The organism is Sphingomonas sp. Root710, from assembly GCF_001429065.1.
Lineage (GTDB): Bacteria > Pseudomonadota > Alphaproteobacteria > Sphingomonadales > Sphingomonadaceae > Rhizorhabdus.
In genome coordinates this window covers 1,694,967-1,719,501 of record NZ_LMIB01000001.1, presented here as the reverse complement: position 1 = coordinate 1,719,501, position 24,535 = coordinate 1,694,967, and the positions used below count along the sequence as shown (strand labels likewise).

At 66.0% G+C, this 24,535-nt stretch carries 29 protein-coding genes and 1 tRNA gene; 20 read left to right on the top strand and 10 right to left on the bottom strand.

The features are described from left to right. Positions 1–22: 22 nt before the first annotated feature. The 5 genes from ASE00_RS08070 (at position 23) to ASE00_RS08050 (ending at position 3,055) form a co-directional block, all read left to right on the top strand. Positions 23–439, top strand: coding sequence for an ATP-binding protein (locus tag ASE00_RS08070; protein ID WP_056378855.1), 417 nt, complete (start codon positions 23–25; stop codon positions 437–439). A gap of 31 nt (positions 440–470) precedes the next feature. Further along, complete coding sequence (gene lgt / locus ASE00_RS08065) at positions 471–1,334, top strand: prolipoprotein diacylglyceryl transferase (RefSeq protein WP_056378853.1); 864 nt, start codon at positions 471–473, stop codon at positions 1,332–1,334. A 60-nt stretch (positions 1,335–1,394) separates the two neighbouring features. Beyond that, the gene (locus tag ASE00_RS08060) at positions 1,395–2,453 is read left to right on the top strand and encodes a class I SAM-dependent methyltransferase (RefSeq protein WP_056378851.1); all 1,059 of its coding nucleotides are present in this window, start codon (positions 1,395–1,397) and stop codon (positions 2,451–2,453) included. Positions 2,454–2,577: 124 nt separating this feature from the next. Beyond that, positions 2,578–2,838, top strand: a complete 261-nt coding sequence (locus ASE00_RS08055; RefSeq protein WP_056378848.1) for a hypothetical protein — start codon at positions 2,578–2,580, stop codon at positions 2,836–2,838. Positions 2,839–2,860: 22 nt separating this feature from the next. After that, positions 2,861–3,055, top strand: a complete 195-nt coding sequence (locus ASE00_RS08050) for a hypothetical protein (protein ID WP_056378847.1) — start codon at positions 2,861–2,863, stop codon at positions 3,053–3,055. 32 nt (positions 3,056–3,087) lie between these two features. Here ASE00_RS08050 and ASE00_RS08045 read toward each other — a convergent pair whose 3' ends face one another. The 6 genes from ASE00_RS08045 to ASE00_RS08020 all read right to left on the bottom strand — a co-directional run bounded on the left by ASE00_RS08045 (position 3,088) and on the right by ASE00_RS08020 (position 7,695). Then, entirely contained in the window at positions 3,088–3,528 is a 441-nt protein-coding gene (locus tag ASE00_RS08045; protein WP_056378845.1) for an EF-hand domain-containing protein, read from the bottom strand. A 31-nt stretch (positions 3,529–3,559) separates the two neighbouring features. Continuing rightward, positions 3,560–4,324: a hypothetical protein gene (locus ASE00_RS08040; RefSeq protein WP_235538572.1), complete on the bottom strand. Its 765-nt coding sequence runs from the start codon at positions 4,322–4,324 to the stop codon at positions 3,560–3,562. Next, positions 4,236–4,673, bottom strand: coding sequence for a response regulator (locus ASE00_RS08035; protein WP_056378843.1), 438 nt, complete (start codon positions 4,671–4,673; stop codon positions 4,236–4,238). The genes ASE00_RS08040 and ASE00_RS08035 overlap by 89 nt, the downstream gene beginning before the upstream one ends. Before the next feature lie 99 nt (positions 4,674–4,772). Next, complete coding sequence (locus tag ASE00_RS08030; RefSeq protein ID WP_056378840.1) at positions 4,773–6,182, bottom strand: pyruvate dehydrogenase complex E1 component subunit beta; 1,410 nt, start codon at positions 6,180–6,182, stop codon at positions 4,773–4,775. Between the two features lies 1 nt (position 6,183). After that, complete coding sequence (gene pdhA, locus ASE00_RS08025; protein ID WP_056378838.1) at positions 6,184–7,305, bottom strand: pyruvate dehydrogenase (acetyl-transferring) E1 component subunit alpha; 1,122 nt, start codon at positions 7,303–7,305, stop codon at positions 6,184–6,186. A 105-nt stretch (positions 7,306–7,410) separates the two neighbouring features. Further along, a complete protein-coding gene (locus tag ASE00_RS08020) occupies positions 7,411–7,695 on the bottom strand; it encodes an FtsB family cell division protein (RefSeq protein WP_235538570.1) in 285 nt (94 codons plus the stop codon). A 434-nt stretch (positions 7,696–8,129) separates the two neighbouring features. Here ASE00_RS08020 and ASE00_RS08015 point away from each other — a divergent pair, with 434 nt between their 5' ends. The 11 genes from ASE00_RS08015 (at position 8,130) to cysK (ending at position 17,875) form a co-directional block, all read left to right on the top strand. Next, positions 8,130–8,765, top strand: coding sequence for a penicillin-binding protein activator LpoB (locus ASE00_RS08015; RefSeq protein WP_056378833.1), 636 nt, complete (start codon positions 8,130–8,132; stop codon positions 8,763–8,765). Between the two features lie 22 nt (positions 8,766–8,787). Then, positions 8,788–10,281, top strand: coding sequence for a hypothetical protein (locus ASE00_RS08010; RefSeq protein ID WP_056378832.1), 1,494 nt, complete (start codon positions 8,788–8,790; stop codon positions 10,279–10,281). A gap of 22 nt (positions 10,282–10,303) precedes the next feature. After that, the gene (locus ASE00_RS08005) at positions 10,304–10,780 is read left to right on the top strand and encodes a hypothetical protein (protein WP_056378830.1); all 477 of its coding nucleotides are present in this window, start codon (positions 10,304–10,306) and stop codon (positions 10,778–10,780) included. Beyond that, positions 10,777–11,130: a hypothetical protein gene (locus ASE00_RS08000; protein WP_056378828.1), complete on the top strand. Its 354-nt coding sequence runs from the start codon at positions 10,777–10,779 to the stop codon at positions 11,128–11,130. The genes ASE00_RS08005 and ASE00_RS08000 overlap by 4 nt, the downstream gene beginning before the upstream one ends. Next, the gene (locus ASE00_RS07995; protein ID WP_056378826.1) at positions 11,127–11,960 is read left to right on the top strand and encodes a hypothetical protein; all 834 of its coding nucleotides are present in this window, start codon (positions 11,127–11,129) and stop codon (positions 11,958–11,960) included. The genes ASE00_RS08000 and ASE00_RS07995 overlap by 4 nt, the downstream gene beginning before the upstream one ends. A gap of 33 nt (positions 11,961–11,993) precedes the next feature. After that, a complete protein-coding gene (gene folK / locus ASE00_RS07990; protein ID WP_056378825.1) occupies positions 11,994–12,476 on the top strand; it encodes a 2-amino-4-hydroxy-6-hydroxymethyldihydropteridine diphosphokinase in 483 nt (160 codons plus the stop codon). A gap of 37 nt (positions 12,477–12,513) precedes the next feature. Continuing rightward, positions 12,514–12,589: transfer RNA gene (locus ASE00_RS07985), tRNA-Lys, on the top strand. Between the two features lie 369 nt (positions 12,590–12,958). Further along, on the top strand, positions 12,959–13,126 hold the full coding sequence (locus tag ASE00_RS07980) for a Flp family type IVb pilin (RefSeq protein WP_056378823.1): 168 nt from the start codon (positions 12,959–12,961) through the stop codon (positions 13,124–13,126). Positions 13,127–13,303: 177 nt separating this feature from the next. Continuing rightward, positions 13,304–15,583, top strand: coding sequence for an ATP-dependent helicase (locus ASE00_RS07975; protein ID WP_056378822.1), 2,280 nt, complete (start codon positions 13,304–13,306; stop codon positions 15,581–15,583). Positions 15,584–15,671: 88 nt separating this feature from the next. Beyond that, positions 15,672–16,961: an MFS transporter gene (locus ASE00_RS07970; RefSeq protein ID WP_056378819.1), complete on the top strand. Its 1,290-nt coding sequence runs from the start codon at positions 15,672–15,674 to the stop codon at positions 16,959–16,961. Beyond that, the gene (cysK, locus tag ASE00_RS07965; protein WP_056378818.1) at positions 16,958–17,875 is read left to right on the top strand and encodes a cysteine synthase A; all 918 of its coding nucleotides are present in this window, start codon (positions 16,958–16,960) and stop codon (positions 17,873–17,875) included. The genes ASE00_RS07970 and cysK overlap by 4 nt, the downstream gene beginning before the upstream one ends. 132 nt (positions 17,876–18,007) lie before the next feature. On the opposite strand, the gene ASE00_RS07960 is transcribed toward cysK, so the two are convergent. Together ASE00_RS07960 and ASE00_RS07955 are read right to left on the bottom strand one after the other, a co-directional pair. Further along, the gene (locus tag ASE00_RS07960; protein ID WP_056378816.1) at positions 18,008–19,336 is read right to left on the bottom strand and encodes an AmpG family muropeptide MFS transporter; all 1,329 of its coding nucleotides are present in this window, start codon (positions 19,334–19,336) and stop codon (positions 18,008–18,010) included. 126 nt (positions 19,337–19,462) lie between these two features. Next, positions 19,463–20,122 (bottom strand): GcrA family cell cycle regulator, encoded by a 660-nt coding sequence (locus ASE00_RS07955; RefSeq protein ID WP_056378814.1) that lies wholly within the window; start codon positions 20,120–20,122, stop codon positions 19,463–19,465. A 79-nt stretch (positions 20,123–20,201) separates the two neighbouring features. On the opposite strand from ASE00_RS07955, the gene ASE00_RS07950 reads away from it, so the two are divergent. Further along, positions 20,202–21,029, top strand: a complete 828-nt coding sequence (locus ASE00_RS07950; protein WP_056378812.1) for an ABC transporter permease — start codon at positions 20,202–20,204, stop codon at positions 21,027–21,029. Between the two features lie 336 nt (positions 21,030–21,365). On the opposite strand, the gene ASE00_RS07945 is transcribed toward ASE00_RS07950, so the two are convergent. Then, on the bottom strand, positions 21,366–21,656 hold the full coding sequence (locus ASE00_RS07945; protein WP_056378811.1) for a hypothetical protein: 291 nt from the start codon (positions 21,654–21,656) through the stop codon (positions 21,366–21,368). A gap of 144 nt (positions 21,657–21,800) precedes the next feature. After that, on the bottom strand, positions 21,801–22,799 hold the full coding sequence (locus tag ASE00_RS07940) for a 2-hydroxyacid dehydrogenase (RefSeq protein ID WP_056378809.1): 999 nt from the start codon (positions 22,797–22,799) through the stop codon (positions 21,801–21,803). Positions 22,800–22,885: 86 nt separating this feature from the next. Between ASE00_RS07940 and ASE00_RS07935 the strand changes: the two genes are divergently transcribed. The 3 genes from ASE00_RS07935 to ASE00_RS07925 all read left to right on the top strand — a co-directional run bounded on the left by ASE00_RS07935 (position 22,886) and on the right by ASE00_RS07925 (position 24,517). Then, positions 22,886–23,407 carry an SH3 domain-containing protein gene (locus ASE00_RS07935; protein ID WP_056378807.1) on the top strand — a complete coding sequence of 174 codons (522 nt, stop codon included), beginning with the start codon at positions 22,886–22,888 and terminating at the stop codon, positions 23,405–23,407. A 10-nt stretch (positions 23,408–23,417) separates the two neighbouring features. Further along, positions 23,418–23,954: a GNAT family N-acetyltransferase gene (locus tag ASE00_RS07930; RefSeq protein WP_235538569.1), complete on the top strand. Its 537-nt coding sequence runs from the start codon at positions 23,418–23,420 to the stop codon at positions 23,952–23,954. A gap of 92 nt (positions 23,955–24,046) precedes the next feature. Next, positions 24,047–24,517: a VOC family protein gene (locus tag ASE00_RS07925; protein WP_056378806.1), complete on the top strand. Its 471-nt coding sequence runs from the start codon at positions 24,047–24,049 to the stop codon at positions 24,515–24,517. Positions 24,518–24,535 lie beyond the last annotated feature (18 nt).

The window sequence follows — 24,535 nt, the reverse complement described above, 5'->3', positions numbered from 1 at the left end:
TAAGGCATGACATAGCGCAATTATGAGCGCTCGCGACTCCAAATCGCCGTCGGTGACGGTCCGCTGCAACGGAGCGGAGGCGATCGAAGCCGCTTTGGCGGCGACGCGCGCCTTCGGGCTCGATCATACGCTGCATATCGACCGGGCGGCGCGGCTGGCAATCATCGTCGAAGAGCTGGTTCTCAACCTCGTCGAACATGGCGGCGTCGATGCGGCTGGCGACATCGAACTGAGCCTGGCGCTGGACGGCGAGGCCATCGAGATCGTGCTGGCCGACACCGGCGCGCCGTTCGACCTGCGCGAAGCCGCGCCCGGCGAGGTGATCCCCGAACGCGGCGGCGGCGCCGGGCTCGATCTGGTCCGCGCCTGGGCGGAGATCATCGACTACCGGTCGGCGGACGGCTGGAACCGGCTCCGGCTGCGGATGGGCCCGGGCTGATCTACCCTTCCTCTTGCCCCATCCCCCGGCTATGGCAGGCGCAGTCTGTTTCCGGGGAACGCCCTTGCACCTGCCCGTCCTGGCCAATGCGGCCTCCGCGCTTCATTTCGACGATCTACACCTCGATCCGATCGCGCTCGATCTCGGCCTTCTTCAGATCCACTGGTATTCGCTGGCCTATATCGCCGGGATCCTGCTCGGCTGGTATTATCTGACGCGCCTGATCGCGCAGCCCAACGCGCCGATGGCGCGGCGCCATGCCGACGATTTCGTATTCTACGCGACGATCGGCATTCTTGTCGGCGGGCGGCTCGCCTATGTCCTCTTCTACCAGCCCGACATCCTCCGCAATCCGATCGATATATTGAAGCTGTGGCAGGGCGGCATGTCGTTCCACGGCGGCGCGGCCGGGGTCTCGCTCGGCATCCTCTATATGGCGCGGAAATATGGCCTCAATTGGCTACGTATCCATGACTATATCGCCTGTTGCGTGCCGTTTGGCCTGTTCTTCGGGCGCATCGCCAATTTCGTGAACGGCGAGCTGTGGGGCCGCCCCACCGACGTTCCCTGGGCGATCATCTTTCCCAACGCGCCCGGCGGCGACCCGCGCCATCCGAGCCAGCTATACGAAGCCGGGCTCGAAGGCCTGCTGCTCGGACTGGTCCTGGCCTTCTTCTTCTGGCGGACCGACGCGCGCAACCAGCCGGGTAAGCTCGTCGGCATCTTCCTGCTCGGCTATGGGCTCAGCCGCTTCTTCGTCGAATATTTCCGTGAGCCCGATCAGCAACTGGGCACGCTCAGCTGGGGGCTGACCATGGGACAGACGCTGACGGTGCCGATGATCCTCGGCGGCGCCTATCTGATTGCCACCGCCAGGCGGAGAGTCGCGGCGTAATGCTTTTCTAACCAAATAAGGTTATGTCTCGCGGCGATTTACGTCGACGAATAGAGATATATGCAGACACCCGCGGACCTGGCCGACGCGCTGATCCGAAGGATAGAGGAGAAGGGGCCCATCCCCGTCGCCGACTATATGGAGGCGGCGAACGGCTGTTATTATGCCTCGCACGATCCTTTCGGCGTGAAGGGCGACTTCATCACTTCCCCGGAAATCAGCCAGATGTTCGGCGAAATGATCGGCATATGGTTCGCCGATATGTGGGCGCGCTCGCGTGCCTCGACGGTCCATTATGTCGAACTGGGGCCGGGGCGCGGAACCCTTGCCGCCGACGCCCTGCGCGCCATGGGGGCGCTTGGCCGCCATCCCAAGGTCCATTTCGTCGAGACCAGTCCGGTGCTGCGCAAGCTCCAGCAGGATCGTCTGCCCGACGCCACCTGGCATGACGGTATCGAGACGCTGCCGACCGACGCGCCGCTGATCATCATCGCCAACGAATTCTTCGATGCGCTGCCCTACCGCCAATATATCCAGACCTATAGCGGCTGGCGCGAGCGGATGGTGGGGCTGGGCGACGAGGGCTTCGCGTCGGTGCCGGGCGCCACCCCCGCCGAGGACAGCGTTCCCGAGCATTTGCACGATGCCGTTGCGGGCAGCATCTACGAGACGTCACCCGCCGGCCTGGCGATCGGCAATGCGCTAGCGAAGCGGATCGTGCGGCAGGGCGGGGCGATGCTCGTCATCGACTATGGCCATGAGAATTACGACGCGGGCGATACGCTCCAGGCGCTCAATGCCCATGCCTATGCCGATGTGTTCAGCAATCCCGGCGCCAACGATCTGACGGCGCATGTCGATTTCACCGCGCTCGGCGAGGCCGGGCGGCTGGCCGGCGCGCGGATCGAGGGGCCGGTGTCGCAAGGATATTTCCTGGGAACGCTGGGCATCGCCGCCCGCGCGGCGGCGCTGGGCCGCCATCATCCCGACCGCGCGGACGAGATCGGCGCCGCCTATCGCCGCCTCACCGACGAGGAGGAAATGGGAACCCTGTTCCGCGCGATGGCGATGATCAATCCGAAATGGCCCAAGGCGGCAGGTTTCGAAGCTGCGATTTAACCGAAAAGAAGTGCGCCGGGCTTGAGATTCTGGCGGTAGACGCTAGGGAAGCTTCCATCGAAATTGGTAGAATCGCGTCCGTTGCATGACGGCGTGGCGCCGACCTCCGGCGACAGGATAATTAATGACCACCGAAACCCTCGTTCTCATCGACCCCGACAGCGCGACCGTCGAGAAACGGAACATCGCGTTCAACGCGCTGGTCGACGAGGACAGCTGCAAATTTCTGCTGAGCATCGCCGATTTTCAGCAGTTCGGCGTGGAAGATCCGAAGGCCGACCCCGTGGGCTCGGTCGCCGCGATCTCACGCAATCTCGAATCCCTCATCCAGAGCAAGGCGCGCAAGAACGAATTGCTGCCGACCACCCGGCTCGCGCCGCTCTGATCCTGTTCCGAAGGACCTTACCATGAGCAACGTCGAAATTTATCGCGCCAACGCGGCCGCACAGCGCGCTGCCGCTGCCAACGCCACCCTGCCGAACCGCAAGGCGATGCACGAGCGGTCGGCGGAAAGCTGGGAAGCCATGGCCGCCAACGCGGCGGATACCATGGCACGCGCCAGCGTCAACGAAGCCGCCAAGGCCGCCGGCGCGCCGCGCTGACCCGATAGACCGCTGACGGCGGTCCTTGTCGGCTAGCTGTCGCTGTCCGGCACGCACGGCGCGGGCCGCGCCGCCTTGCGGGCGATGCGCGTGGTGGCGAACTCCGCAGGCGTCAGGGCCGCCGATTTGTCGGCATCGGCCTTGGCGAAGCGGTCGCTGGTCTTGATCGACCATTCCTCGAAGCTGAGCTTGCCGTCGCCGTTCGCGTCGAGCTTCGCATAAGCCTTGCGTCGCGTGGCGAGGAATTCCTCGCGGGCGACCTTGCCGTCGCGGTCCTTGTCATAACGCTGGAACCGCTTTTCCTCGCGCGTCTTCTCGGTCGCCGCGGGCGGCTCGGCCAGCGGAGCCGGTTCCGGCGCGATCGCAGGGACGGGCGGGGCGATCGGCGGGCTCGCGCCAAGCTGCTGCCACAGCACCAGCCCGCTGCCCGCGAGCAGCAGCGCACCCACGCCACCGGCCAGATATCGCCACATCGGCTGTCTCCCCCCTCGTTCGAGACCTAGTCTAGCGTCCGGTCAGCCGGTAGGCGAGGGCCCGAAGCAACCGTTTTGGCGCACCCTGCCGCCGCAACCGGGCGGGCGGCATCCGGGCGTCGCCCCGCGCCAGCACCGCCAGCAGGCCCAGCGGGCGCAGCGTGCCCGGCCAGCTGGCGATATCCGCGTCTGACAGCGCCGCGAGTGCGCGCTCGCGCGCGAAGCGGCGCGCATCCGGGTCACGCAGGCGATGGCCCAGATCGGCGAGTGCCCAGCCCGCACCTGCGCGCTTCGTCTCCTCCGGAGCGCCGCCGAGCAGTTGCGCGGACAGCGCGAACAGCCGTGCACCGCGCAGTTCGCCATGCGCGACGATCTCGGCTTCGCCCGGCTCCTCGCTGTCCAGCAGCGCGGCCCAGCCTTCTTCGAGGCCCGCCAGCGCCTCGCCGGCGAGGCCGCCATCGACGAGCAGGGTGGCCGCCGCGTCGAGCAGCGGCTCGGCGGGGACCGGCGCCTTGATGTCGTCGAGCCTGGCCAGCGCGTCGCGCCACCATAGCAGCCGCATCGCTCCGATCGCGGGTTCGCGCGCTGCGGCGACGATCGCGCCCATCCGTTCGTCGAGCCGCCACAGGCATTCGAGCGCGGCGCGCTTTGACGGCGTCGCGTAGTTGATGGCGAGCTGGCGTTCGGGATCGGCTAAAATGGCGAAATCAGACGGTCTGGTAGAATTCGCCGTCGAGATGGCGTTGCAGCGTGCCGAGCAGCGCGCCGCGCGTGAACGGCTTGCGGAGCAGCTCATATTGCGCGCCATAGCCCGCGGCGAGTTCGTCGCTGAACCCGCTGACCAGCACGATCGGCAGGTCGGGCCAGCGGCGGTTGAGGCGGCGCGCGAGCTGGACGCCGCTGAGGCCGGGCATCACCACGTCGGTCAGCACCATGTCGAACTGCAACTCGCCGTCTCCGGCGATCAGCAATGCTTCCTCGGCGGACGCGGCCTGGGTGATTTCGAGGCCCATATCCTCCATCATCATGCAGGTGATCTCGGCGATCTGGGCATTATCCTCCACGTAGAGGAGGCGGCCGACAAGCTCGTCGCTCGATCGGTTGGAAGGGGTCTGCCTGACGCCAGGCATATGTTCACCGAGCATGTGCCGTCTCCCGAGTCGAAACCGACTCGGGAGACACCTTACCATGTTTTCCTGACCTTCCCTTCCGCAATATTCCGTATTGGAGGGGAAATGCTCAAATTAATCCTTGTACATCACGGACTTAGCCGCCGCGACGACATCGGATACCTTGAGCAGTGCCGCCTTTTCCAGATTGGCGGCATAGGGCATCGGCACATCTTCGTTGGTGACGCGGCGAACCGGCGCGTCGAGGTCGTCGAAGCCTTCCTCCATCGCGATGGCGATGATCTCCGAGGAGATCGAGCATACCGGCCAGCCCTCTTCGACCACGATCATGCGGTTGGTCTTCTTGAGGCTGGCGAGCACGGTCGCCTTGTCGAGCGGCCGCAGCGTGCGCAGGTCGATCACCTCCGCGTCGACGCCTTCCGCCTCGAGCTGCTTCGCGGCTTCGAGCGCGACGCCCACGCCGATCGAATAGCTCACGATCGTCACGTCGCTGCCCTCGCGGCAGATCCGCGCTTTGCCGATCGGCAGGACATAGTCGTCGATCTTCGGCACGTCGAAGCTCTGTCCGTAGAGCAATTCATTCTCAAGGAAGACGACCGGATCAGGCGAGCGGATCGCGGCTTTCAGCAGGCCCTTGGCGTCGGCCGCCGAATAGGGCGAGATCACGATCAGGCCGGGCACGCTGGCGTACCAGGGCGCGTAATTCTGACTGTGCTGCGCGCCGACGCGGGCCGCAGCACCATTCGGACCGCGGAACACCACGGGGCACCGCATCTGGCCGCCCGACATATAGTTGGTCTTGGCAGCCGAGTTGATGATGTGGTCGATCGCCTGCATCGCGAAGTTGAAGGTCATGAACTCGATGATCGGCTTGAGGCCGCCCATCGCCGCGCCCGTGCCGATGCCGGCAAAGCCATATTCGGTGATCGGCGTGTCGATCACCCGCTTGTCGCCGAACTCGTCGAGCAGTCCTTGGGTGACCTTATAGGCACCCTGATATTGCGCAACTTCCTCACCCATCACGAAGACGTCGCCATCGGCGCGCATCTCCTCGGCCATCGCATCGCGCAGCGCTTCGCGGACGGTGGTCTTGACCAGCTCGGTACCCGCCGGAACCTCCGGATCGTCGCGCGTGTCGGCGACCGCGGCAACGAGGTCGCGCGCGCCGGTCTCCATCTTGTGCGGGGTAGGTGCTTCGGGGGCGGGTGCTTCCGCCTCGGCCTTGGGTTCGGGCGCGGCTTCGGCCTTGGGGTTGGGCTGGGCGGCGGCGCTCACATCCTCGCCTTCCTCGGCGATCCGCGCGATCACCGCGCCGACCTTCACGCCCTCGGTGCCCTCGGCGACCAGGATCTGCGCGACGGTCCCCTCATCGACCGCCTCGAACTCCATCGTCGCCTTGTCGGTCTCGATTTCGGCCAGGATGTCGCCCGACTTGACGGTGTCGCCTTCCTTGACGAGCCATTTGGCCAGCGTGCCTTCCTCCATGGTCGGGGAAAGCGCCGGCATTTTCAGATCGACTGCCATCTCAATATTGTCCCACCAGCACGTCGGTATAGAGTTCGCCGGCCTCGGGCTCGGGCGACTGCTCGGCGAAGTCCGCCGCTTCGGTGACGATCGTGCGGATTTCCTTTTCGAGCGTCTTCAGCTCGTCCTCGGTCACCCCCGCCGCTTCCAGCTCGCGCTTGAGATGGTCGATCGGATCGGACTTGTCGCGCACCGACTGGACCTCGTCGCGGCTGCGATATTTGGCCGGGTCGGACATCGAATGGCCGCGATAGCGATAGGTCTTGAGCTCGAGGAGGATCGGCCCCTTGCCGCTGCGCACCCACTGCACGGCTTCCTCGGCCGCGCCGCGCACCGCGAGCACGTCCATGCCGTCGACCTGCAGACCGGGGATGCGGAAGCTTTCGCCCCGGCGATAGAGCTGGTCTTCGGCAGAGGAGCGGTTGACGCTCGTGCCCATGGCATACTGGTTGTTCTCGATCACGAAGATGATCGGGAGCTTCCACAGCTCGGCCATGTTGAAGCTCTCATAGACCTGGCCCTGGTTCGACGCGCCATCGCCGAAATAGGCCATCGCGACGCCGCCATCGCCGGCATATTTATGCTTGAAGGCGAGGCCGGTGCCCAGGCTCACCTGCGCGCCGACGATGCCATGACCGCCATAGAAGCGATGCTCGACCGAGAACATGTGCATTGAGCCGCCCTTGCCGCGGCTGATGCCCGCCGCACGTCCGGTCAGCTCCGCCATGATCACCTTGGGGTCGATGCCATAGGCCAGCATATGCCCATGGTCGCGATAGCCGGTGATGACCGAATCCTTGCCGACCTCCAGCGCGGATTGCAGCCCGACGGCAACGGCTTCCTGCCCGATATACAGGTGGCAGAAACCGCCGATCAGGCCGAGGCCGTACAGCTGGCCCGCCTTTTCCTCGAAACGGCGGATGAGCAGCATCTGCCGATAGAATTCGAGCATCTCCGCCTTCGACGCCTTGTACCGATCTGGTTCGTTCGGGCGTTCGCGATTGGATAGCGCTGGTTGGGTGGTCTTTTTCGCAGCGGCGGCTTTCGGGGCCGAAGCCCTTGCTGCTGCTGGCTTGCGCGGCGCTGCTTTTGCAGTTGCGCGCGGCTGTGCTGGTTTAGCCAAGCGGATTGCTCCTTGTCCCGGGGAGGGGTGACGCCGCGCTTATAGGCGTTGGCCCGCGCAGATATCAACGCATCGCCGCCATCGGCGCCTAATTTTATTACACGTCTAGTTTCGTGGAATGATAATTTCGTCGGGTCGCACCTGGCCGGTGGAGCGCCGGACGAGCTCATCACCGAAGTCTGGATCGACCTTGGCGGGGTTCAGCAGCTCGGCATGATGGCGCAGCCGGTCGCGCATTGCCTGGGTGCGCTGGAGTTCCTCGCTCTTCACCCGCAGCTCGCGCTTGTACCCGCCCAGCGCCAGCAGCCCGTTGGGCCCGACCAGCGCGGCGCTGGCAAAATAGCCGATGATGAGAATCGCCACCGCCGGCAGAGCCGCAGTGCGGGCCATCTGGAAAAGAGGGACGCGATTCATCCAGGCACAGAATCACCGATGAGTCGCCCGATCAAGCCTTTTCACGCCCTTTCGTGCTGGATTCCCGATATTTTTTCGGTGCTTGCTCGTAACGTTCGACACGGCCTGACCGGTCTTTTGTCCGGGCCGACACAAGATGTTGTGTGCAGCTCGGCCGATCCGGGGCGTTACGTCCAATTCTGGTATCGCTCGGCCACCCTGCAATCCGTGCCGCCGATTGACGTTCGTCCTTGGTCAGGCGGCGAAACGGTTCCGGGTTGATCCAGGTTAGGGGAACAGGGTGGCTGTTCGGCGTGTCGATCTCATTTGGGACTTGACCCTAGTTACGCTGCGCCTAGCGTCACGACAGTCCAATCAGCTTGGGACCGGAGCGGGGGCGTTCCAGTAACGAGCGTGCGAACGGGGGTAAAATGTTGAATATGCGCCAGGCGGCTTTTGCCGCTGTTGTGTCCGCGAGCCTGATCGTTTCTGGCGGCGCTGCGATCGCAAAGGATCGCTCGCATCAGGCGGTCGATCTTGATCCCGATGCGCGCGGAATCGTTTCTGGCGTGGGCATCGAAGGACAGGATCTCGGCCGTATGGCGGATCAGATGGTCCGCGACCTGATGGCCAATCCGGAGATTTCGAACCGGGCGACGCCGCCGCGTATCATCCTCGACAGCTCGGACCTGCGCAACCAGAGCTCGCAGCGGATCGACAAGGACATCATCACCGACGAGCTGCGCGGCAAGCTGATGAATGCCGCGCGCGGCAAGATGCGCTTTGTCAGCCGCGAATTCATCGCCGCGGTCGAGCAGGAACGTGCGCTCAAGCGCGGCGGCGTGGTCGACACCGGCACGACCGGGCTGACCAAGGCGACCGCGGGCGCAGATTACAAGCTCGTCGGCAAGATCACCTCGCTCGACAGCCGCAACAACGATACCGGCATGCAGGAGCGGCTGACCGTCATCTCGCTCGAAATGCTCGACCTCGAATATGGCACGCTGGTGTGGAACGGGACCTACAAGATCCGCCGCGCCGGGGCCGACGACGTCGTCTATCGCTAGTCTCACGCTGGACGAGGGTTCTATGAGGATGATCAAGGGGCTGGCGGCCGGGGCGGCCGCCGCATGTCTGGCATCGATGGCGGCGATGACCGCCCAGGCGCAGGAGCAGGCGGCTGGCGCTGCTTCCGCCGCCGCTGATCCGGCCGCCGCCAAAGCCGCGGCCAAGGCGCGCGCCGCCCAGCTGAAGGCGTGGAAGGCGCAATATGGTCCCGGCCCCTATCCCGACGAGATGGAAGCCTATCTCGCCAACCGGCAGGAAAAGCTGCGCGAATATTATCGCGTCCTCTATTATGACGGTGAGCATAATGCCGTGCTCAACTTCGAGCGGCTCGGCCTGCTGGCGATGGAGCTCGGCTATTATGCCGATGCCGAGAAGGCGTTCGACGGCGCACTCGACCGCATCGAGTCTTTTTACGGCAAGGACGCGCAGGCGCAGAAGGCGACCAGCACCACCCGGCTCGAAGTGAACAAGGATTTCAAGGGCGAGCCCTATGAGCGGGCGATGGCCTATTATTATCGCGGCCTGCTCTATCTGCGGAAGGGCGATTACGACAACGCCCGCGCCTCGTTCAAGGCGGCCGAATATCAGGACACCGTCTCTGCCGACGAGACCTATCAGTCGGATTTCGGTCTGCTGACCTATCTGCAGGGCTGGTCATCGCACTGCGCGGGCGACAAGGGCCAGGCCGAGGACAGCTTCGCCGACGCCGCGAAGATCGATCCCAAGCTCAAGACCCCCGGGCCCAGCGACAATCTGCTGATCCTGTCCGAACTGGGCAACGGACCGGTCAAGGCGACCGATGGCCAATATCAGGAAAAGATGGTGTTCCGCGAAGGCACCGGTTTTGCCGAGAATGGCGCGATCGTGACGCTGGGCAGCGGCGCCGCCACGCGCGCCTGGCCGATGGCGCAGGGCGCGAACCTCTACACCCAGGCGTCGACCCGGGGCGGCCGCGCGATCGACGGCATCCTCAACGGCAAGGCGCAGTTCAAGGCCGGGCTGGAAACCACCAGCGCGCTGGCTTCGACCGTCGGCTCATCCGTCGTGCAGCAGATGGGCGGCAACATGCTCTACGCGCAGGGCGCGGGCATGCTGCTCAACGCCTTCTCCAAGACCGTCCGCCCGAGCGCCGATATCCGCATGTGGGACAGCCTGCCCGCGACCATCCTGGTCGGCACGACGCGCTGGGGCGCGGGGGCGGCGCCGGCGAAGGGCAAGGCGGCCAAGGGCAAGAAGCCCGCGGTCGGCAAGGCGGTGGCGGCCGCCGCGGCTGCGGCATGGAGCGTGCCGGCGGTCAGCATGGCCTATCGCCGCGACGACAAGCCGCTCGAGGTCGCGGGGATCAAGCCGATGACCGCGAGCGCGGGCAAGTGTGGCATCGTCTGGTCGCGCTCGCGCAGCGCCGCCAGCTTCGGTCCCGCCGCGCCGGGCGACAATGTCAAGGTCGCCGCCCAGCGCAAGCAGGACAAGGCCGCCTGGGCCAAGGACGAGGCGTTTCGCGCAACCCTGCGCTAGTTGCTTTTTGGGGAGACGGTTGATGAGGATTTCACTGCTCACCGCGATCGCCGCCGGGGCGCTGATCGCCCTGCCGGCGCAGGCGCGCGAGAACCGGCCGGTCAAATGCGATATTGGCGACGCGAAACATTCGGTGTCGTCGGGCGGACCGGCGCTGGTCGCCAACGTGCCCTCGTCGATGACGCCGATCGATCTCAACGCGGTGCAGATGACCGACAAGAAGCTCGCCAACCGGGTCGTCGTCGAGGCGATGTTCGCGCGGCGGACCGAGACCAATTCGGTCGAGGTGATCACCCGCTTCGTCAACTGCACCAAGAAGGTGGTCGAGCTCGACGCGCGCTCCTCCTTCATGGACGCCGATCAGGTGCCGACCGAGGATTCGACCTTCTGGAAGAAGGTGATCCTCCAGCCCAAGGCCACCGGGGTCTATCGCGGGCTGTCGATCGGCCGCGACGAGGTCAAATATTATCTCGTCGAAGTCCGGACGTCGCAGCCATGATCCGGGCGGCTCTCACGCTCGCGGTCCTGTTCGCGGCAAGCGCGGCGCAGGCCGGACAGGATGTTCCTGCGCCGCGCGCCATCCGCCAGGTGCAGCCGCTGCTCGCCGCCGCCCCGCCGCAGGGCTTCGCGCAGCCGCGCTGGCGCGAGACGCCGCCCGTCATGCAGGGTTGGTCGGACGACCGCTATGTGCCGGTCGTCGGTTTCGGTGAAATGAGCGCCTGTGAGGCCCGCGCGCGCGCCGGGGTGAAGGCGCAGGGTGATGTCTGGGACGACGAGGGCGACGAGGGCGACGAGTTCGCCGCCTTTGACGACGACGATTTCGCTTCCGGTTGGGAGGATATGCGATGAGCGTGACGACGAAGCTGTCGGCGGCTCTGGGATTCGCGCTGCTGCTGGCGACCGGCGCCGCCGCCCAGGAATATCGCCAGGGCATGCCCGAGGTGCTGAAGGCGCCGCCGCCGCCGCCGAGTGCGGGGCAGGTCAACGCCGCCACGGCCAGCGCCTTCCGATCGGCCTATGCCCGGCGCAAAAGCCCGCGCATGGTGATCTTCTGGAACCGCCAGCTCACCGACTCGCTGTCGACCAGCTATGAGGAATGGTCGCGCTACACGCTCGCCGATGGGCGGGTGATCGACAAGACCCAATATTATGACGGCTCGACCACGGTCGCCGGACGCGGCGTGGAGGCCGAATACCGGTCGGGCCGCACCGCCGTCACTGCCGATGGCGCGCGCGAGACCGGCCTGCCCGAGCGTGCCGACTGGCGTGCAGCACAGGGGTTCAACCGCACGATGCTGTCGGGCGGGGCGCGGCTGATCGATCGCACGCTGATCATGCGTTCGACCGCGCTGAACAAGGGCGTCGACCGCGGCGACGCGCAGTCGGTCGAGATGTCTGCGCTGCTCGGCAAGGCCGAACTACTCGTCGAAGTACTTCAGACTCCTGACGACGACGCGCCGAGCGGCTATACCTTCCGCGTCGACGTCAAGGATATCCGCAGCGGCACCCTGCTCGCGACGGTCGTCACCCAGGGCAATCCGCCGCCATCGGGGCCGGGGCGGTTCGTTGCCGGACCCAATGGCTATCAGCGCGAACGGCCTGTGCCGCCGTCGATCGATCAGGTCGGTGCGCGCGTCGCCGCAGAAGTGATGCAGGCGCTCGTCGCCAACTGGGGGTAGAATAGGCGGCGTCCGTCGCTATAGGCGGACGCCGTGCCCCATCGTTACGCCATCGCGATAGGATCGAACCGCCGCCATGGCCGCCATGGCGCGCCGGCCGGCGTGGTGCGCGCGGCGATCGCGGCGTTGCAGGACATCGGGCTGGTAGTGATCGCGGCCTCGCCGGTCATTCGCACCCCCGCGCTCGGTCCCGCGGGGCGCAGTTTCGCCAATGCGGCGGCGATCGTCGAGGGTGATGTCGATCCGCCCGTGCTGCTGGCGCGGCTCAAGGCGATGGAGGCGGCATTCGGCCGCCGCCGGGGCCGCCGCTGGGGCGCGCGTGTGCTCGATCTCGATATCATATTGTGGTCAGGCGGGGCCTGGATCGGGGGGCCGCTCGTCATCCCGCATCGCAGTCTGGAGCAGCGCGACTTCGTCCTGAAGCCGCTGTCGCTGATCGCGCCCGGCTGGCGGGTGGGGCGGGGCGCCCGCACGGTCCGGCAGGCGCGGGCGCGGCTTATCCGTGCTTTGGGTTGACCGCCGCAGCCGCGCCCAATAGGGAGGCGGCGTCGGTGGGTCCGTAGCTCAGTCGGTAGAGCAAGCGACTTTTAATCGAGAGGTCCCGGGTTCGAATCCCGGCGGACCCACCAGACGCCTCCTCACGATATCGCTGATCAGTTGAGGAAGAGCCCGACCAGCTGGCTCACGCCCAGCCAGAACGCGCCCGAGGCAATCACTGCGGCGACGAGATAGGCGTGGGGCGGAAGGCGATCGACCATGTGAAGAAATCCCTGTTGGCTATGACCTCGCTCATGCGGGATTTATGCAAACGCTGCCAGCGATCACAGTTAATAAGTTTAATCGCTTTTCTAACTCAATATCCTGCGGCGGCATCGCTCAACGGCGGGAAACTGGCGGATTAACGTGGTTTCACCTCCCTTAACTCTAGCTTGTTACGCCCGCTTAATGGCGTCGGGTTTAGACCAAAGTCGTACGAGAGGCGAATAAAGGACAATTCCATGCAGAAGCTTTTTAGCCTGGCCCGCGACAGCCGCGGCGCGACGGCCATCGAATATGGCTTGATCGCTGCCCTGATCGCCGTCGCCGCCATCACCGCGATGACCGCGCTGGGCAATCAGCTTTCCACGACGTTCAATAACGTCAGCAACAATATGAAGGCGTCCTAACACCCTCTCTCATCGCCTTCCGCTGCCCGGGTCGGTTTAGCCGGCCGGTCCGGGCCCGTGGCGGCGGCCTTTCCATGGTGGATGGAGCGGCCGCCGCCACCTGGAGACGGACATTTTCGGGCAGCCCGGCGTGCGGCGGGCTTGCCCCGGAGACCGGCGTTCCCTAACTGTTCACGGGTGACTCAGGACATTCCCGCACCCGAACCCGGCTATCTGCGCGGCCTCAATGCGCCCCAGCGCGAAGCGGTGCTGACCACCGAGGGGCCGGTTCTGGTCCTGGCGGGGGCGGGCACCGGCAAGACCGCAGCGCTGACCGCGCGGCTCGCGCATCTCGTCGCGACGCGCCGCGCCTGGCCGTCCGAGATCCTCGCCGTCACCTTCACCAACAAGGCCGCGCGCGAAATGCGCGATCGGGTCGGCCGGCTGCTCGGCGCGGCGGTCGAGGGGATGCCCTGGCTCGGCACCTTCCATTCGGTCGCCGCGCGGATGCTGCGCCGCCATGCCGAACTGGTCGGTCTCACCCCCAGCTTCACCATCCTCGACACCGACGATCAACTGCGTCTGCTCAAGCAGCTGCTCGCCGCTGCCGACCTCGACGAGAAGCGCTGGCCGGCGCGCCAGCTGGCGGGGCTGATCGACCGCTGGAAGAACCGCGGCATGACCCCGCTCGATGTCGATGCGGGCGAAAGCGAGCTGTTCGCCAACGGCCGGGGCAAGGAACTCTACCAGCAATATCAGGACCGGCTGCGCGCGGTGAACGCCTGCGACTTCGGCGACCTGCTCCTCCACATGCTCGTCATCCTGAAGAGCCACCGCGACGTCCTTGCCGATTATCAGCAGCGCTTCCGCTATGTGATGGTCGACGAATATCAGGATACCAACAGCGCCCAATATCTCTGGCTCCGCCTGCTCGCGCAGGAACGCAAGAATATCTGCTGCGTCGGCGACGACGATCAGTCGATCTATTCGTGGCGCGGGGCCGAGGTGGCCAACATCCTGCGCTTCGACCGCGACTTCCCCGGCGCGGCGGTGATCAAGCTCGAGCAGAATTACCGATCGACCCCGCATATCCTGGCGGCGGCGAGCGGGCTGATCGCCAACAATGGCGGGCGGCTCGGCAAGACGCTGTGGACCGAGGAGGGCGAAGGCGAGAAGGTTCGCATCGTCGGGATCTGGGACGGGCCCGAGGAGGCCCGCCGGGTCGGCGACGAGATCGAGAGCCATGAACGCAACGGCGGCAAGCTCGACGACGTCGCGATCCTGGTCCGCGCCCAGTTCCAGACCCGCGAGTTCGAGGACCGCTTCATCGCGATCGGCCTGCCCTATCGCATCGTCGGCGGCTTCCGCTTCTACGAGCGCGCCGAGATTCGCGATGCGCTCGCCTATCTGCGGGTGATCAGCCAGCCCGCCGACGATCTCGCCTTCGAGCGGATCATCAACACCCCGAAGCGCGGCCTCGGCGACAAGGCGGTGGCGAAGCTCCACACCCTTGCCCGCGCCGAGGAAATTCCGCTGACGCTCGCCGCCGCGCGCATCCTCGGCACCGACGAATTGACCCCCCAGGCACGCCGCGCGCTCGGCAATCTGGTCGGTGACATCGCCCGCTGGCGGGACCTGCTCAGCCAGCTGCCGCATGCCGAGCTGACCCGCCAGATCCTCGAGGAGTCGGGCTATGTCGCGATGCTCCAGAACGAGAAGTCGACCGAGGCCGACGGCCGGCTGGAGAATCTGAGCGAACTGGCGCGGGCGATGGAGGATTATGAGAACCTCCCCGATTTCCTCGAACATGTCAGCCTGGTGATGGACAATGACGCCGATGCCGACGCGGCGAAGGTCACGATCATGACCATGCATGCCGCCAAGGGCCTCGAATATGGCACGGTGTTCTTGCCGGGCTGGGAAGAGGGCGTCTTTCCGTCACAGCGGTCGCTCGACGAAGGCGGACTGGCGAGCCTCGAGGAGGAGCGGCGGCTCGGCTATGTCGCGATCACTCGCGCGCGGCGGCGCTGCACGATCCTTCATGCCGCCAATCGCCGCATCTACGGGCAATGGACCTCGTCGATCCCGTCGCGCTTCGTCGGCGAACTGCCGCCCGCGCATGTCGAGAGCGAGACGACGATGTCAGGCGGGGAGTCGCTGTGGCGCGCGCAATGGTCCGAACAGGCCGATCCCTTCGCCCATGTCGGACGCGGAACCGGGCGTGGTCCTGGCTGGCAGCGCGCGACCGCCGCGGGCGGCCTCGGCAAACCCGCCTCCGGCTCCCGCGTGGTCGAAGCACGCGCCTCGGCGGTCAGCTTCGCCCAGCCGTCGCGCAAGGATATCGCGCTCGGCCAGCGCGTCTTCCATACCAAGTTCGGCTATGGCGCGGTGGTGGAGATCGAAGGCAACAAGCTGGAGATCGACTTCGAACATGCTGGCCGTAAGCGGGTGCTCGACAGCTTCGTCAGTCTTCCCTGATCTTATATTTCTATCGATATAGTAGAAATTGACCGCGTCGCCTCAGCGGCGGTTGCCGAGGGGCGCTGCTAAGGCCTAGAGAACAGCGATGGCGAAGCCGCAATCCCCCTTTTCGATTCCCGCCTTTCGCCATTATTGGCTCGCGCGTTTCTGCTCGACGATCGCGCTCAATTCGATGGTCGTGATCATCGGCTGGCAGGTCTACGACGTCGCTCGCCGTACCATGCAGCCGCGCGAGGCGGCGGTGCAGCTAGGCCTGGTAGGGCTGGCGCAGTTCCTGCCGTTGATGGCGCTGACCCTGGTGACGGGGCTGGTTGCCGACCGGTTCGACCGGCGCTGGATCGTCCGCGCGACCGTCGGGCTGGAGGTGATCTGCGCGACGGCGCTCGCGCTGCTCACCTGGCGCGATGCGGTCAGCTTGCCGGCCTTGTTCATGATCGCCGCGCTGCTCGGCGTCGCCCGCGCCTTTTCCGGTCCGGCGTTCCAGGCGCTGTCGCCCAATCTCGTTCCACCGGCGATCCTGCCGGCAGCGATAGCGACCAGTTCGGTGGCATGGCAGATCGGGGGGATCATCGGTCCGCCGCTCGGCGGGTATCTCTATGCTATTCATCCGCCGCTCGCTTATGCGGTCAGCGCGGGACTGCTCCTCAGCGCATGGATCAACCTGATGATGATCCCGCCGGTCCCGCGCACCGCCGGTGGTGGACGCGGCAATCCGTGGCCCCAGATGATCGAAGGGCTCGCCTATGTCCGGCGCAACCGGCTGGTGCTGGGCGCGATCTCGCTCGATCTTTTCGCGGTGCTGCTGGGTGGGGCGACGGCGATGCTGCCGATCTATGCCCGCGACATTCTGCACATCGGTTCGTCGGGGCTGGGCCATCTGCGCGCCGCGCCGGCGGTTGGCGCGACGGTCGTGGCGATCTGGCTGAGCCGCCGCCCGCTCCAGCGCAATGTCGGCGCGAAACTGCTGGTCGCGGTGGCGGTGTTCGGGGTGGCGACGGTGATCTTCGGCCTGGCCCACAAGACCCCGATGCCGATGCTGGTCGCGCTCGTCTGCCTCGCCATGCTCGGCGCGGCGGATATGGTCTCCGTTTTCATCAGACAGTCGCTGATCCAGATATATACGCCCGATGCGATGCGGGGGCGGGTGAGTGCGGTGTCGATCCTTTTCATTTCGGGGTCCAATGAGCTTGGCGAGGCGGAGTCCGGCTTCCTCGCCGCGCTGATCGGGCCGGTCGCCGCGGTGGTGGCGGGCGGCATCGGGACGATCATGGTCGCGGCCTTGTGGGCGAGGCTGTTCCCGGAGATATTGCGCGCGCGGACCTTCGATCCGCCCGCGCCGTTGGAAGAAGCATCCTCTTTGGAGAAGGCAGCATGACGAAATCGGCATCGATATTGGATACGATCGGCGGCACGCCACATGTGCGCATCAACCGGCTGTTCGGCGATGCCGAGGTCTGGATCAAGTCCGAGCGCAGCAATCCGGGCGGATCGATCAAGGACCGCATCGCGCTGGCGATGATCGAGGACGCGGAAAAGTCGGGCAAGCTGAAGCCCGGCGGCACGATCATCGAACCGACCAGCGGCAACACCGGCATCGGCCTCGCGCTCGTCGCGGCGGTCAAGGGCTACAAGCTGGTGCTGGTGATGCCCGAGAGCATGTCGATCGAGCGGCGGCGGCTGATGCTGGCCTATGGCGCGAGCTTCGATCTCACCCCGCGTGAAAAGGGCATGAAGGGCGCGATCGAACGCGCTCTGGAACTGCAGGCGCAGACCCCCGGCGCGTGGATTCCGCAGCAGTTCGAAAATCCGGCGAACATCGAGGTTCATGTCCGCACCACCGCCGAAGAGATCTTCGCCGATTTCAAGGACAGCCCGATCGACATCCTGATCACCGGCGTCGGCACCGGCGGCCACATCACCGGCACCGCGCAGGTTCTCAAGAGCCGCTGGCCGGGCCTCAAGGTGTTCGCGGTCGAACCGACGCTGTCGCCGGTCATCTCGGGCGGCCAGCCGGGCCCGCACCCGATCCAGGGCATCGGCGCGGGCTTCGTGCCGACCAACCTCCACACCCAGCTGCTCGACGGCGTGATCCAGGTCGATCCCGCCGACGCCAAGGACTATGCCCGCCGCTCGGCGCGCGAAGAAGGCATGCTGGTCGGCATCAGCTCGGGCGCGACCCTGGCGGCGATTGCCCAGAAGCTGAAGGAAGCGCCGGGTGCGCGGGTGCTCGGCTTCAACTACGACACCGGTGAGCGTTATTTGTCGGTCCCGGACTTTTTGCCGGAGTAAAAACCCCTCTCCCTTCAGGGGAGAGGGAGGGGCCCGCCGCGTAGCGGTGGGAGGGTGAGGGCACGCTGGAGGCTAGGCCCGCGACTCACCTGGCGCGCCGATTTCGGGCTGCGGACTGCCCCCGGCAGTCCGCTAATCGCCCTCGATCCCCGCACTCCCGATCGACTGATCGATCAGCCCCGCGCGCATCATCAGCCAGAACAGGATGATGCCGGGCAGCGCGGCGAGAGTGGTGAGCAGGTAGAAGTTCACATAGCCGACCGCTTCGATCATCGCCCCGGCGGTGGTGCCGGTGGCGATGCGGCCCACCACGCTGGCGGCGGCGGAGATCAGCGCATATTGCGCGGCGGTGAAGCGCAGGTCGCACAGCGCGGAGAAATAGGCGACGACACAGACGCCGCCGATGCCGCTGGCGATATTCTCGAAGCCGATCGCCCCCGCCATCGCCCAGTTGTCATGGCCGATCTGCGCGAGACCCGCGAAGCTCAGGTTCGATACGCCCATCAGGATCAGGCTGAACAGCACCGATCGCTTCATCCCCAGCCGCGAATAGAGGATGCCGCCGATGAAGATGCCGATCAGATAGGCCCAGAAGCCCATGCCGATGTCGTAGATTGCGATCTCGTCATTGCTGTAGCCGAGGTCGTCGAACAGCAGCCGGAAGGTGAGATTGGCGAGGGTGTCGCCGATCTTGTGGAGCAGGATGAACAGCAGCACCAGCGCCGCGCCGCGGCGGCGGAAGAATTCGGCGAGCGGCCCGACGATAGACGCCACCAGTTCGCTGCGCGTCTGCCGCATCGCCGGTTCGCGGTGCCGCTTGGGCTCGCCCATGATCAGCGCGGTGATCATCGCGGGCAGGGCGAAGGCGGCGCACAGGATATAAGCCGCGTTCCAGCCGAGCCGGTCCGCAGCCACCAGCGCCAGCGCGCCCGCCGCGGTCGATCCGATCCGCCAGCCATATTGCGACATGCCCGCACCGACGCCCAGTTGCCGGGCTTCGAGCAGCTCGATGCGATAGGCGTCGATGATGATGTCGAAGGTCGCTCCCGCCGCGCCCACCAGGATCGCGGCGATCGCCGTCTGGGCGAGACTGGCTCTGGGATCGACCAGCCCGAGATGGACGACCGCGGCGATCACCAGCACGCCGATCACCAGCATCCACGAGACGCGCTGGCCAAGCCGCCCGATCACTGGCAGGCGGACGCCGTCGACGATCCACGCCCAGAGAAATTTCAGGTTGTAGACGAGGAAAGCGAGGGTGAAGGCGGTCACTGCCTTCTTGTCGATCCCATCCTGCGCCAGCCGCGTCGTCAGCGTCGCGCCGATCATCGCATAGGGAAAGCCCGAACTCATGCCCAGGAACAGCGCGGCCAGCGGTGCCGGCTCCGTATAGGGCCGGATCGCGCCGATGATGCCTCGCCCCTGGACGGCCGCGCCGTCCGCCCCCGATGTGCTGCTCATCGTGCGAGCATAGCGGGATGGTGCATGGAGGGAAGGGGAAGCTGTCGAATGAGACCCGGGCCCGTGCGTGCGTGACCCGCCCAGCCCCGAGGATGAGCGGATCGGAATCCGCTCACACCGCGAGGATTATCGGACCCGTGGGCCACCGAACGGCAACGGCGGTGGCGGACGGCGGTCGCGGCGGGGCAACTGCGCCTGATAGGCGACCGAGCAATGGTCGAGGCAATAGGGGAAGCCGGGGTTGATCGGCTCGCCGCAGAAATGGAAGTCGGGCTCGCCCGGGTGGCCGAGCGGCCATTTGCAGATCTTGTCGTTCAGATCGAGCAGGCTCGTCTTGTCAGCCATCTCCGCCGACGGCTTGGCGGGGACCAGACGGCGCGGCGGCGCGGGCGCGATCGGAGCAGACTGTTCGCCCGGCGTCTGGCGCTGGAAGCCGCCGGGGCCGATCGAGCGCACCATAGGCTGCGGCGCGGCGGGCCGCTCAACGGGAGCCGGGGCTGCGACGGGCGCGGGGGCCGGGGCGGGGGCCGGGCGCGGCGCAGGGGCTGCGGCGCGTTCGGGGGGCGGGGCTGCGGGGGCGGCTGGGGCGCTGGGCGCGCTCGGCGATGCGGCCGCAGCGTCACCGCCCTTCACCGGAGAAGGGCGTGCTTCGAGGCCAAGGCGGTGCGCCTTGCCGATCACGGCGTTGCGGCTGACGCCGCCCAGTTCGTCGGCGATCTGGCTGGCGGTCATCCCCTGACCCCAGAGGCGCTTGAGCTGATCGATCCGTTCGTCGGTCCAGGACATGTCTTACCCTCGGTTTTCGCCTGCATCCGGCGAGCCGGGCTCTTGCAGGCGGAGCGGGGAGCCGATAGGCGAAATGCCCATGAGCGACCAGCCCAAAAAAATCATGATCCCTCCGCCAGGCGTGCCGGTTATCCCGTTCTTCAACTGGGGGGGAATGCGTGCCCTCTATGTGAAGGAGGTGAAGCGTTTCTTCAAGGTCCAGCTGCAGACAATCTGGGCCCCGGCGATTCAGACGCTGTTATATCTCGTCGTCTTCACCGTGGCGCTGGGCAGCGGCGACCGTCAGGTGATGGGTCATCCCTTCGCCAGCTTCATCGCGCCGGGCCTGATCATGATGGGCATGATGCAGAACGCCTATGCGAATGCCAGCTTCTCGCTGCTCGTCGGCAAGATGCAGGGAACGATCGTCGACTATCTGATGCCGCCGCTGTCGACCGGCGAAGTGCTGACCGCGCTGGTCGGCGCGTCGGTCACCCGCGCGATCCTGGTCGGCTTCGCGGTATGGCTCGCCATGGCCTTCTGGCCGGGCGTCGACGTCACCCCGGTGCATCCGCTGGCGATGATCTGGTTCGGGATCATGGGATCGCTGATGCTCAGCCTGTTCGGCGTGCTGACCTCGATCTGGGCCGACAAGTTCGATCATGCCGCCGCGATCCAGAATTTCGTCATCGGCCCGCTGTCGCTGCTGTCGGGCACCTTCTATTCGGTCGAAGCCCTCCATGCCGGTTTCCAGACGGTCAGCCACCTGAATCCGTTCTTCTACGTGATCTCGGGCTTCCGCTATGGCTTCCTCGGCATCACCGATTCGCCGATCCTGATCGGTGCGGTGGCGCTGCTGGTGGTCAACCTGGCGCTGATCGCGATCAGCTATACCGCGCTCGACAAGGGCTGGAAGATCAAGAGCTAGGGGTTTCTACCCAACGTCCTAAACCGTTATGCTGAACTTGGGCGTGTCATCACTTGGCCGTGACGGTTACCGTCACCCTGAACTTGTTTCAGGGTCCACCATGCCACCTGCTCCGGCGCTCCCGTGGAGGAGTGGATGCTGAAACAAGTTCAGCATGACGAAGGTAGAATGTGATGGTCCGGAGCCGCAGGCTCCGCAAGCGCGAACGCGCGCCCGAGCTTATTGCGAGGAAGCCAAGCCGGGCGGATGCCCGGCGCCCGGCGTCTGAGGGCGCAAACAAAACACATAAATAAGGCCGCCCCTGCCGGAGCGGCCTTATCGAGACCTCAGTCGGCCTTATTTATAGTGACGGCGACCGTGCTTATCGACCCAGTATTTGCGGCCGTAGCTATCGCGATAGTAACGATGCTTGTTCTTGTTCAGCGCGGTGATGGCGGTACCGCCCACGGCGCCGATGATCGCACCGTCACCCGTGCTCAGGCCCGGAATCACCGCACCAGCGACCGCGCCGCCGCCTGCGCCGATCAGCGCGCCCTTGGCGAGGTCGCCCGCGCTCTGCGCAAAAGCAGGGGTTGCACCAGCAACGGACAGGGCAACCGCCGTTGCGATCAGCTTGTTCGTCTTCATGACCTATTCCCTTCTCCAAAAAACCTGCTCAGAGAACGTAGCCTAATCTACTATGTTCCACCGTTCATCTGACGTAGTTTTTCTAGCGATCGGAGAATGAACGCGGCCTGAAACGACCGTTCATTTGCGGGCTAGTGTTTGCGGCTAGACCCAGCCCTCGAACACCTGGTCGCGCGGGCGGTGCCCGTCGACCCAGGTGCGGATGTTGGCGATCACCTTGTCGCCGGTCGCGGCGCGCCCCTCGAAGGTCGCCGATCCCATGTGCGGCAGCAGCACGACATTGTCGAGCGCCAGCAGGCGAGGGTCGATCGCGGGCTCGTGCGCGAAGACGTCGAGCCCCGCGCCGCCGATCGCGCCACGCTCGAGCCGCTCGACCAGCGCTGCCTCGTCGATGATCGTGCCACGCGCAGTGTTGATCAGATATTGATGCTCGGCCAGCAGGCCGATGCGGCGCGCGTCGAGCAGATTGTCTGTCTCGGGCGTGTGCGGGCAGTGGACCGAGACGATGTCGTTCTCGGTCAGCAGCCGGTCGAGATCGGGCTGATAGGCCGCCCCCAGCTCCTGTTCCAGGCTTTCGGGCAGGCGATGGCGGTTGTGATAGCTGATCGCCAGGTCGAAGGCGCGGGCGCGACGGGCGACCGCCTGGCCGATCCGCCCCATGCCGATGATGCCCAGCCGCTTGCCGTTGATCCGGTGGCCCAGCATCGACACCGGGCCCCAGCCGGTCCAGCGGCCCGACCGGACCAGTTTCTCGCCCTCGGCCAGCCGCCGCGGTACCGACAGGATCAGCGCCATCGTCATGTCGGCGGTGTCCTCGGTCAGCACGCCGGGGGTGTTAGTGACGATGATGTCGGCCGCGCGCGCGGCGCGCAGGTCGATATGGTCGACGCCATTGCCAAAATTGGCGATCAGGCGCAGCCGACCCTTGCCCGCCTCGATCACCGCCGCGTCGATATGGTCGCTGATCGTGGGAACCAATATGTCGCAGCGGGCGGCGGCGGCGGCCAGCGCCCCGGCGTCCATCGCGACGTCCCCGTCGTTCAGCTCGACGTCGAACAGCTCGCTCATCCGCGCCTCGGTGTCGGCGGGCAGGCGCCGCGTGACGATCACCTTGGGGCGGCGGGGGCGGTCTTGTTCGGCCATGGTCCGTCGCTAATCCCGCCGGCTGCGGAGCGCAAGCATGTCGGCATGCCGCCTGGACTCTTGAACGGCGGCGGCGGGACTCTACTATGGCCCCGGGGGCCCAACACATTGGCCGAACACAGGGGACGATCGTGAAGAAGCTGGGCTGGTTGCTGCTGGCGGCATTATCGGTGGCGACGGGGGCGGAAGCGCAGGAGCGCGCCGTGCCCTACTGGGCCTCGATCGCGACCGGCGATGCGCTGCTGCGCACCGGGCCGGAGCGCACCTACCCTGCCACCTGGCGCTACCGCCGCCGCGATCTGCCGGTGCAGGTGGTGCAGGTCTATGGCAACTGGCGGCGGATCCGCGAGCAGGACGGCACCGAGGGCTGGATGCTCGCGACCCTGCTCAGCGCGAAACGGACCGCGGTGGTGACCGGCACCGCTCCCGCGCCGATGCACGCCGATCCCAGCAGCGGATCGGGCCTCAACTGGCGCGCCGAGCCCGGCGTGGTCGGCAAGATCAGCGAGTGCGAGAGCGGCTGGTGCCTGTTCGATGTGAACGGCAAGAAGGGCTATATCGAGATCAACCGGATCTGGGGCGTCGATCCCGGCGAAGTGGTCGAATGAAGCGTCGCATATGGTGAATCTGGGCCCCACGCTGGAAACGCCCCGGCTGATCCTGCGTCCGCACCGGCTAGACGATTTCGAGGCCTGCTGCTTCCTCCACACCGATCCCGAAGCGGTGCGGATGATCTATCAGAAGCCGCCGACCCGTGAGGAAAGCTGGCAGCGCATGCTGCGCTTCGTCGGTCATTGGGCGCTGCTCGGCTATGGCCTGCTGCTCGTCGAGGAGCGCGCGACGCGCCGGGTGGTGGGGGAGGTGGGCCTCGCCGATTTCCATCGCGGCCTCGGCGATGATTTCGATCCCTGGCCCGAATTCGCCTGGATGATATCGAGCGACGTCCATGGCCATGGCTATGCGACCGAAGCGGCGCAGGCCGTGCTGCACTGGATGGAGGCGACCCACGCGCCGGAGCGGATGGTATGCATCATCGATCCCGACAACGCGCCGTCGCTGCGCGTTGCCGAGAAGCTGGGTTTCCACCATTTCGGCAGGGCGGAGTATAAGGGCAAGCCGGTCGTCAAGCTGCGCCGCCACATCCCGGCCCGCTGACGTTTCGCCGCAAAAAATTGTCGCGGCTGTAGGATGGCGTAGCCTTGGGCCGTCGTGGCGGCGTTCTGGCTCTTGCGACAAAGGAATATGCCATGTCCCGGATTACGCCCTGCCTGTGGTTCAAGGACCAGGCTGAGGACGCCGCGCGCTTCTATGTCTCGATCCTGCCCGATTCCCGCATCGACGCCGTCTACACCTCGCCGGTCGACTCGCCCGGCCCGAAGACCGGCGATACGCTGATGGTCGAATTCACCCTGGCCGGGCAGAAATTCCAGGCGCTCAACGGCGGGATCGACGCCGGCTATAATCTGTCGGTGTCGATGTCCTTCGGCGCGCGCGACCAGGCCGAGCTCGACCGGATTTGGGATGCGCTGCTCGACGGCGGCAAGCCTCAGGAATGCGGCTGGCTGTCCGACCGCTACGGCCTTCACTGGCAGATCGTCCCCGAGAATTTCAGCGCGCTGATGGCGGACCCCGTCAAGGCCAGGGCGGCGATGACAGCGCTGTTCACGATGGTGAAGATCGACATCGCGGCGATCGAGCGCGCCGTCGCCGAAGCTTGAGAAGAGAGGAGAGGCAAC

Bases quoted from the DNA above. Each gene is read 5' to 3' on its own strand.
- ASE00_RS08070 (WP_056378855.1), top strand. From the start codon at position 23: ATGAGCGCTCGCGACTCCAAATCGCCGTCGGTGACGGTCCGCTGCAAC.
- lgt (WP_056378853.1), top strand. From the start codon at position 471: ATGGCAGGCGCAGTCTGTTTCCGGGGAACGCCCTTGCACCTGCCCGTC.
- ASE00_RS08060 (WP_056378851.1), top strand. From the start codon at position 1,395: ATGCAGACACCCGCGGACCTGGCCGACGCGCTGATCCGAAGGATAGAG.
- ASE00_RS08055 (WP_056378848.1), top strand. From the start codon at position 2,578: ATGACCACCGAAACCCTCGTTCTCATCGACCCCGACAGCGCGACCGTC.
- ASE00_RS08050 (WP_056378847.1), top strand. From the start codon at position 2,861: ATGAGCAACGTCGAAATTTATCGCGCCAACGCGGCCGCACAGCGCGCT.
- ASE00_RS08045 (WP_056378845.1), bottom strand. From the start codon at position 3,528: ATGTGGCGATATCTGGCCGGTGGCGTGGGTGCGCTGCTGCTCGCGGGC.
- ASE00_RS08040 (WP_235538572.1), bottom strand. From the start codon at position 4,324: ATGAGCTGCTCCGCAAGCCGTTCACGCGCGGCGCGCTGCTCGGCACGC.
- ASE00_RS08035 (WP_056378843.1), bottom strand. From the start codon at position 4,673: ATGCTCGGTGAACATATGCCTGGCGTCAGGCAGACCCCTTCCAACCGA.
- ASE00_RS08030 (WP_056378840.1), bottom strand. From the start codon at position 6,182: ATGGCAGTCGATCTGAAAATGCCGGCGCTTTCCCCGACCATGGAGGAA.
- ASE00_RS08020 (WP_235538570.1), bottom strand. From the start codon at position 7,695: ATGGCCCGCACTGCGGCTCTGCCGGCGGTGGCGATTCTCATCATCGGC.
- ASE00_RS08015 (WP_056378833.1), top strand. From the start codon at position 8,130: ATGTTGAATATGCGCCAGGCGGCTTTTGCCGCTGTTGTGTCCGCGAGC.
- ASE00_RS08010 (WP_056378832.1), top strand. From the start codon at position 8,788: ATGAGGATGATCAAGGGGCTGGCGGCCGGGGCGGCCGCCGCATGTCTG.
- ASE00_RS08005 (WP_056378830.1), top strand. From the start codon at position 10,304: ATGAGGATTTCACTGCTCACCGCGATCGCCGCCGGGGCGCTGATCGCC.
- ASE00_RS08000 (WP_056378828.1), top strand. From the start codon at position 10,777: ATGATCCGGGCGGCTCTCACGCTCGCGGTCCTGTTCGCGGCAAGCGCG.
- ASE00_RS07995 (WP_056378826.1), top strand. From the start codon at position 11,127: ATGAGCGTGACGACGAAGCTGTCGGCGGCTCTGGGATTCGCGCTGCTG.
- ASE00_RS07980 (WP_056378823.1), top strand. From the start codon at position 12,959: ATGCAGAAGCTTTTTAGCCTGGCCCGCGACAGCCGCGGCGCGACGGCC.
- ASE00_RS07970 (WP_056378819.1), top strand. From the start codon at position 15,672: ATGGCGAAGCCGCAATCCCCCTTTTCGATTCCCGCCTTTCGCCATTAT.
- cysK (WP_056378818.1), top strand. From the start codon at position 16,958: ATGACGAAATCGGCATCGATATTGGATACGATCGGCGGCACGCCACAT.
- ASE00_RS07960 (WP_056378816.1), bottom strand. From the start codon at position 19,336: ATGAGCAGCACATCGGGGGCGGACGGCGCGGCCGTCCAGGGGCGAGGC.
- ASE00_RS07955 (WP_056378814.1), bottom strand. From the start codon at position 20,122: ATGTCCTGGACCGACGAACGGATCGATCAGCTCAAGCGCCTCTGGGGT.
- ASE00_RS07950 (WP_056378812.1), top strand. From the start codon at position 20,202: ATGAGCGACCAGCCCAAAAAAATCATGATCCCTCCGCCAGGCGTGCCG.
- ASE00_RS07945 (WP_056378811.1), bottom strand. From the start codon at position 21,656: ATGAAGACGAACAAGCTGATCGCAACGGCGGTTGCCCTGTCCGTTGCT.
- ASE00_RS07940 (WP_056378809.1), bottom strand. From the start codon at position 22,799: ATGGCCGAACAAGACCGCCCCCGCCGCCCCAAGGTGATCGTCACGCGG.
- ASE00_RS07935 (WP_056378807.1), top strand. From the start codon at position 22,886: ATGGCCCCGGGGGCCCAACACATTGGCCGAACACAGGGGACGATCGTG.
- ASE00_RS07930 (WP_235538569.1), top strand. From the start codon at position 23,418: ATGGTGAATCTGGGCCCCACGCTGGAAACGCCCCGGCTGATCCTGCGT.
- ASE00_RS07925 (WP_056378806.1), top strand. From the start codon at position 24,047: ATGTCCCGGATTACGCCCTGCCTGTGGTTCAAGGACCAGGCTGAGGAC.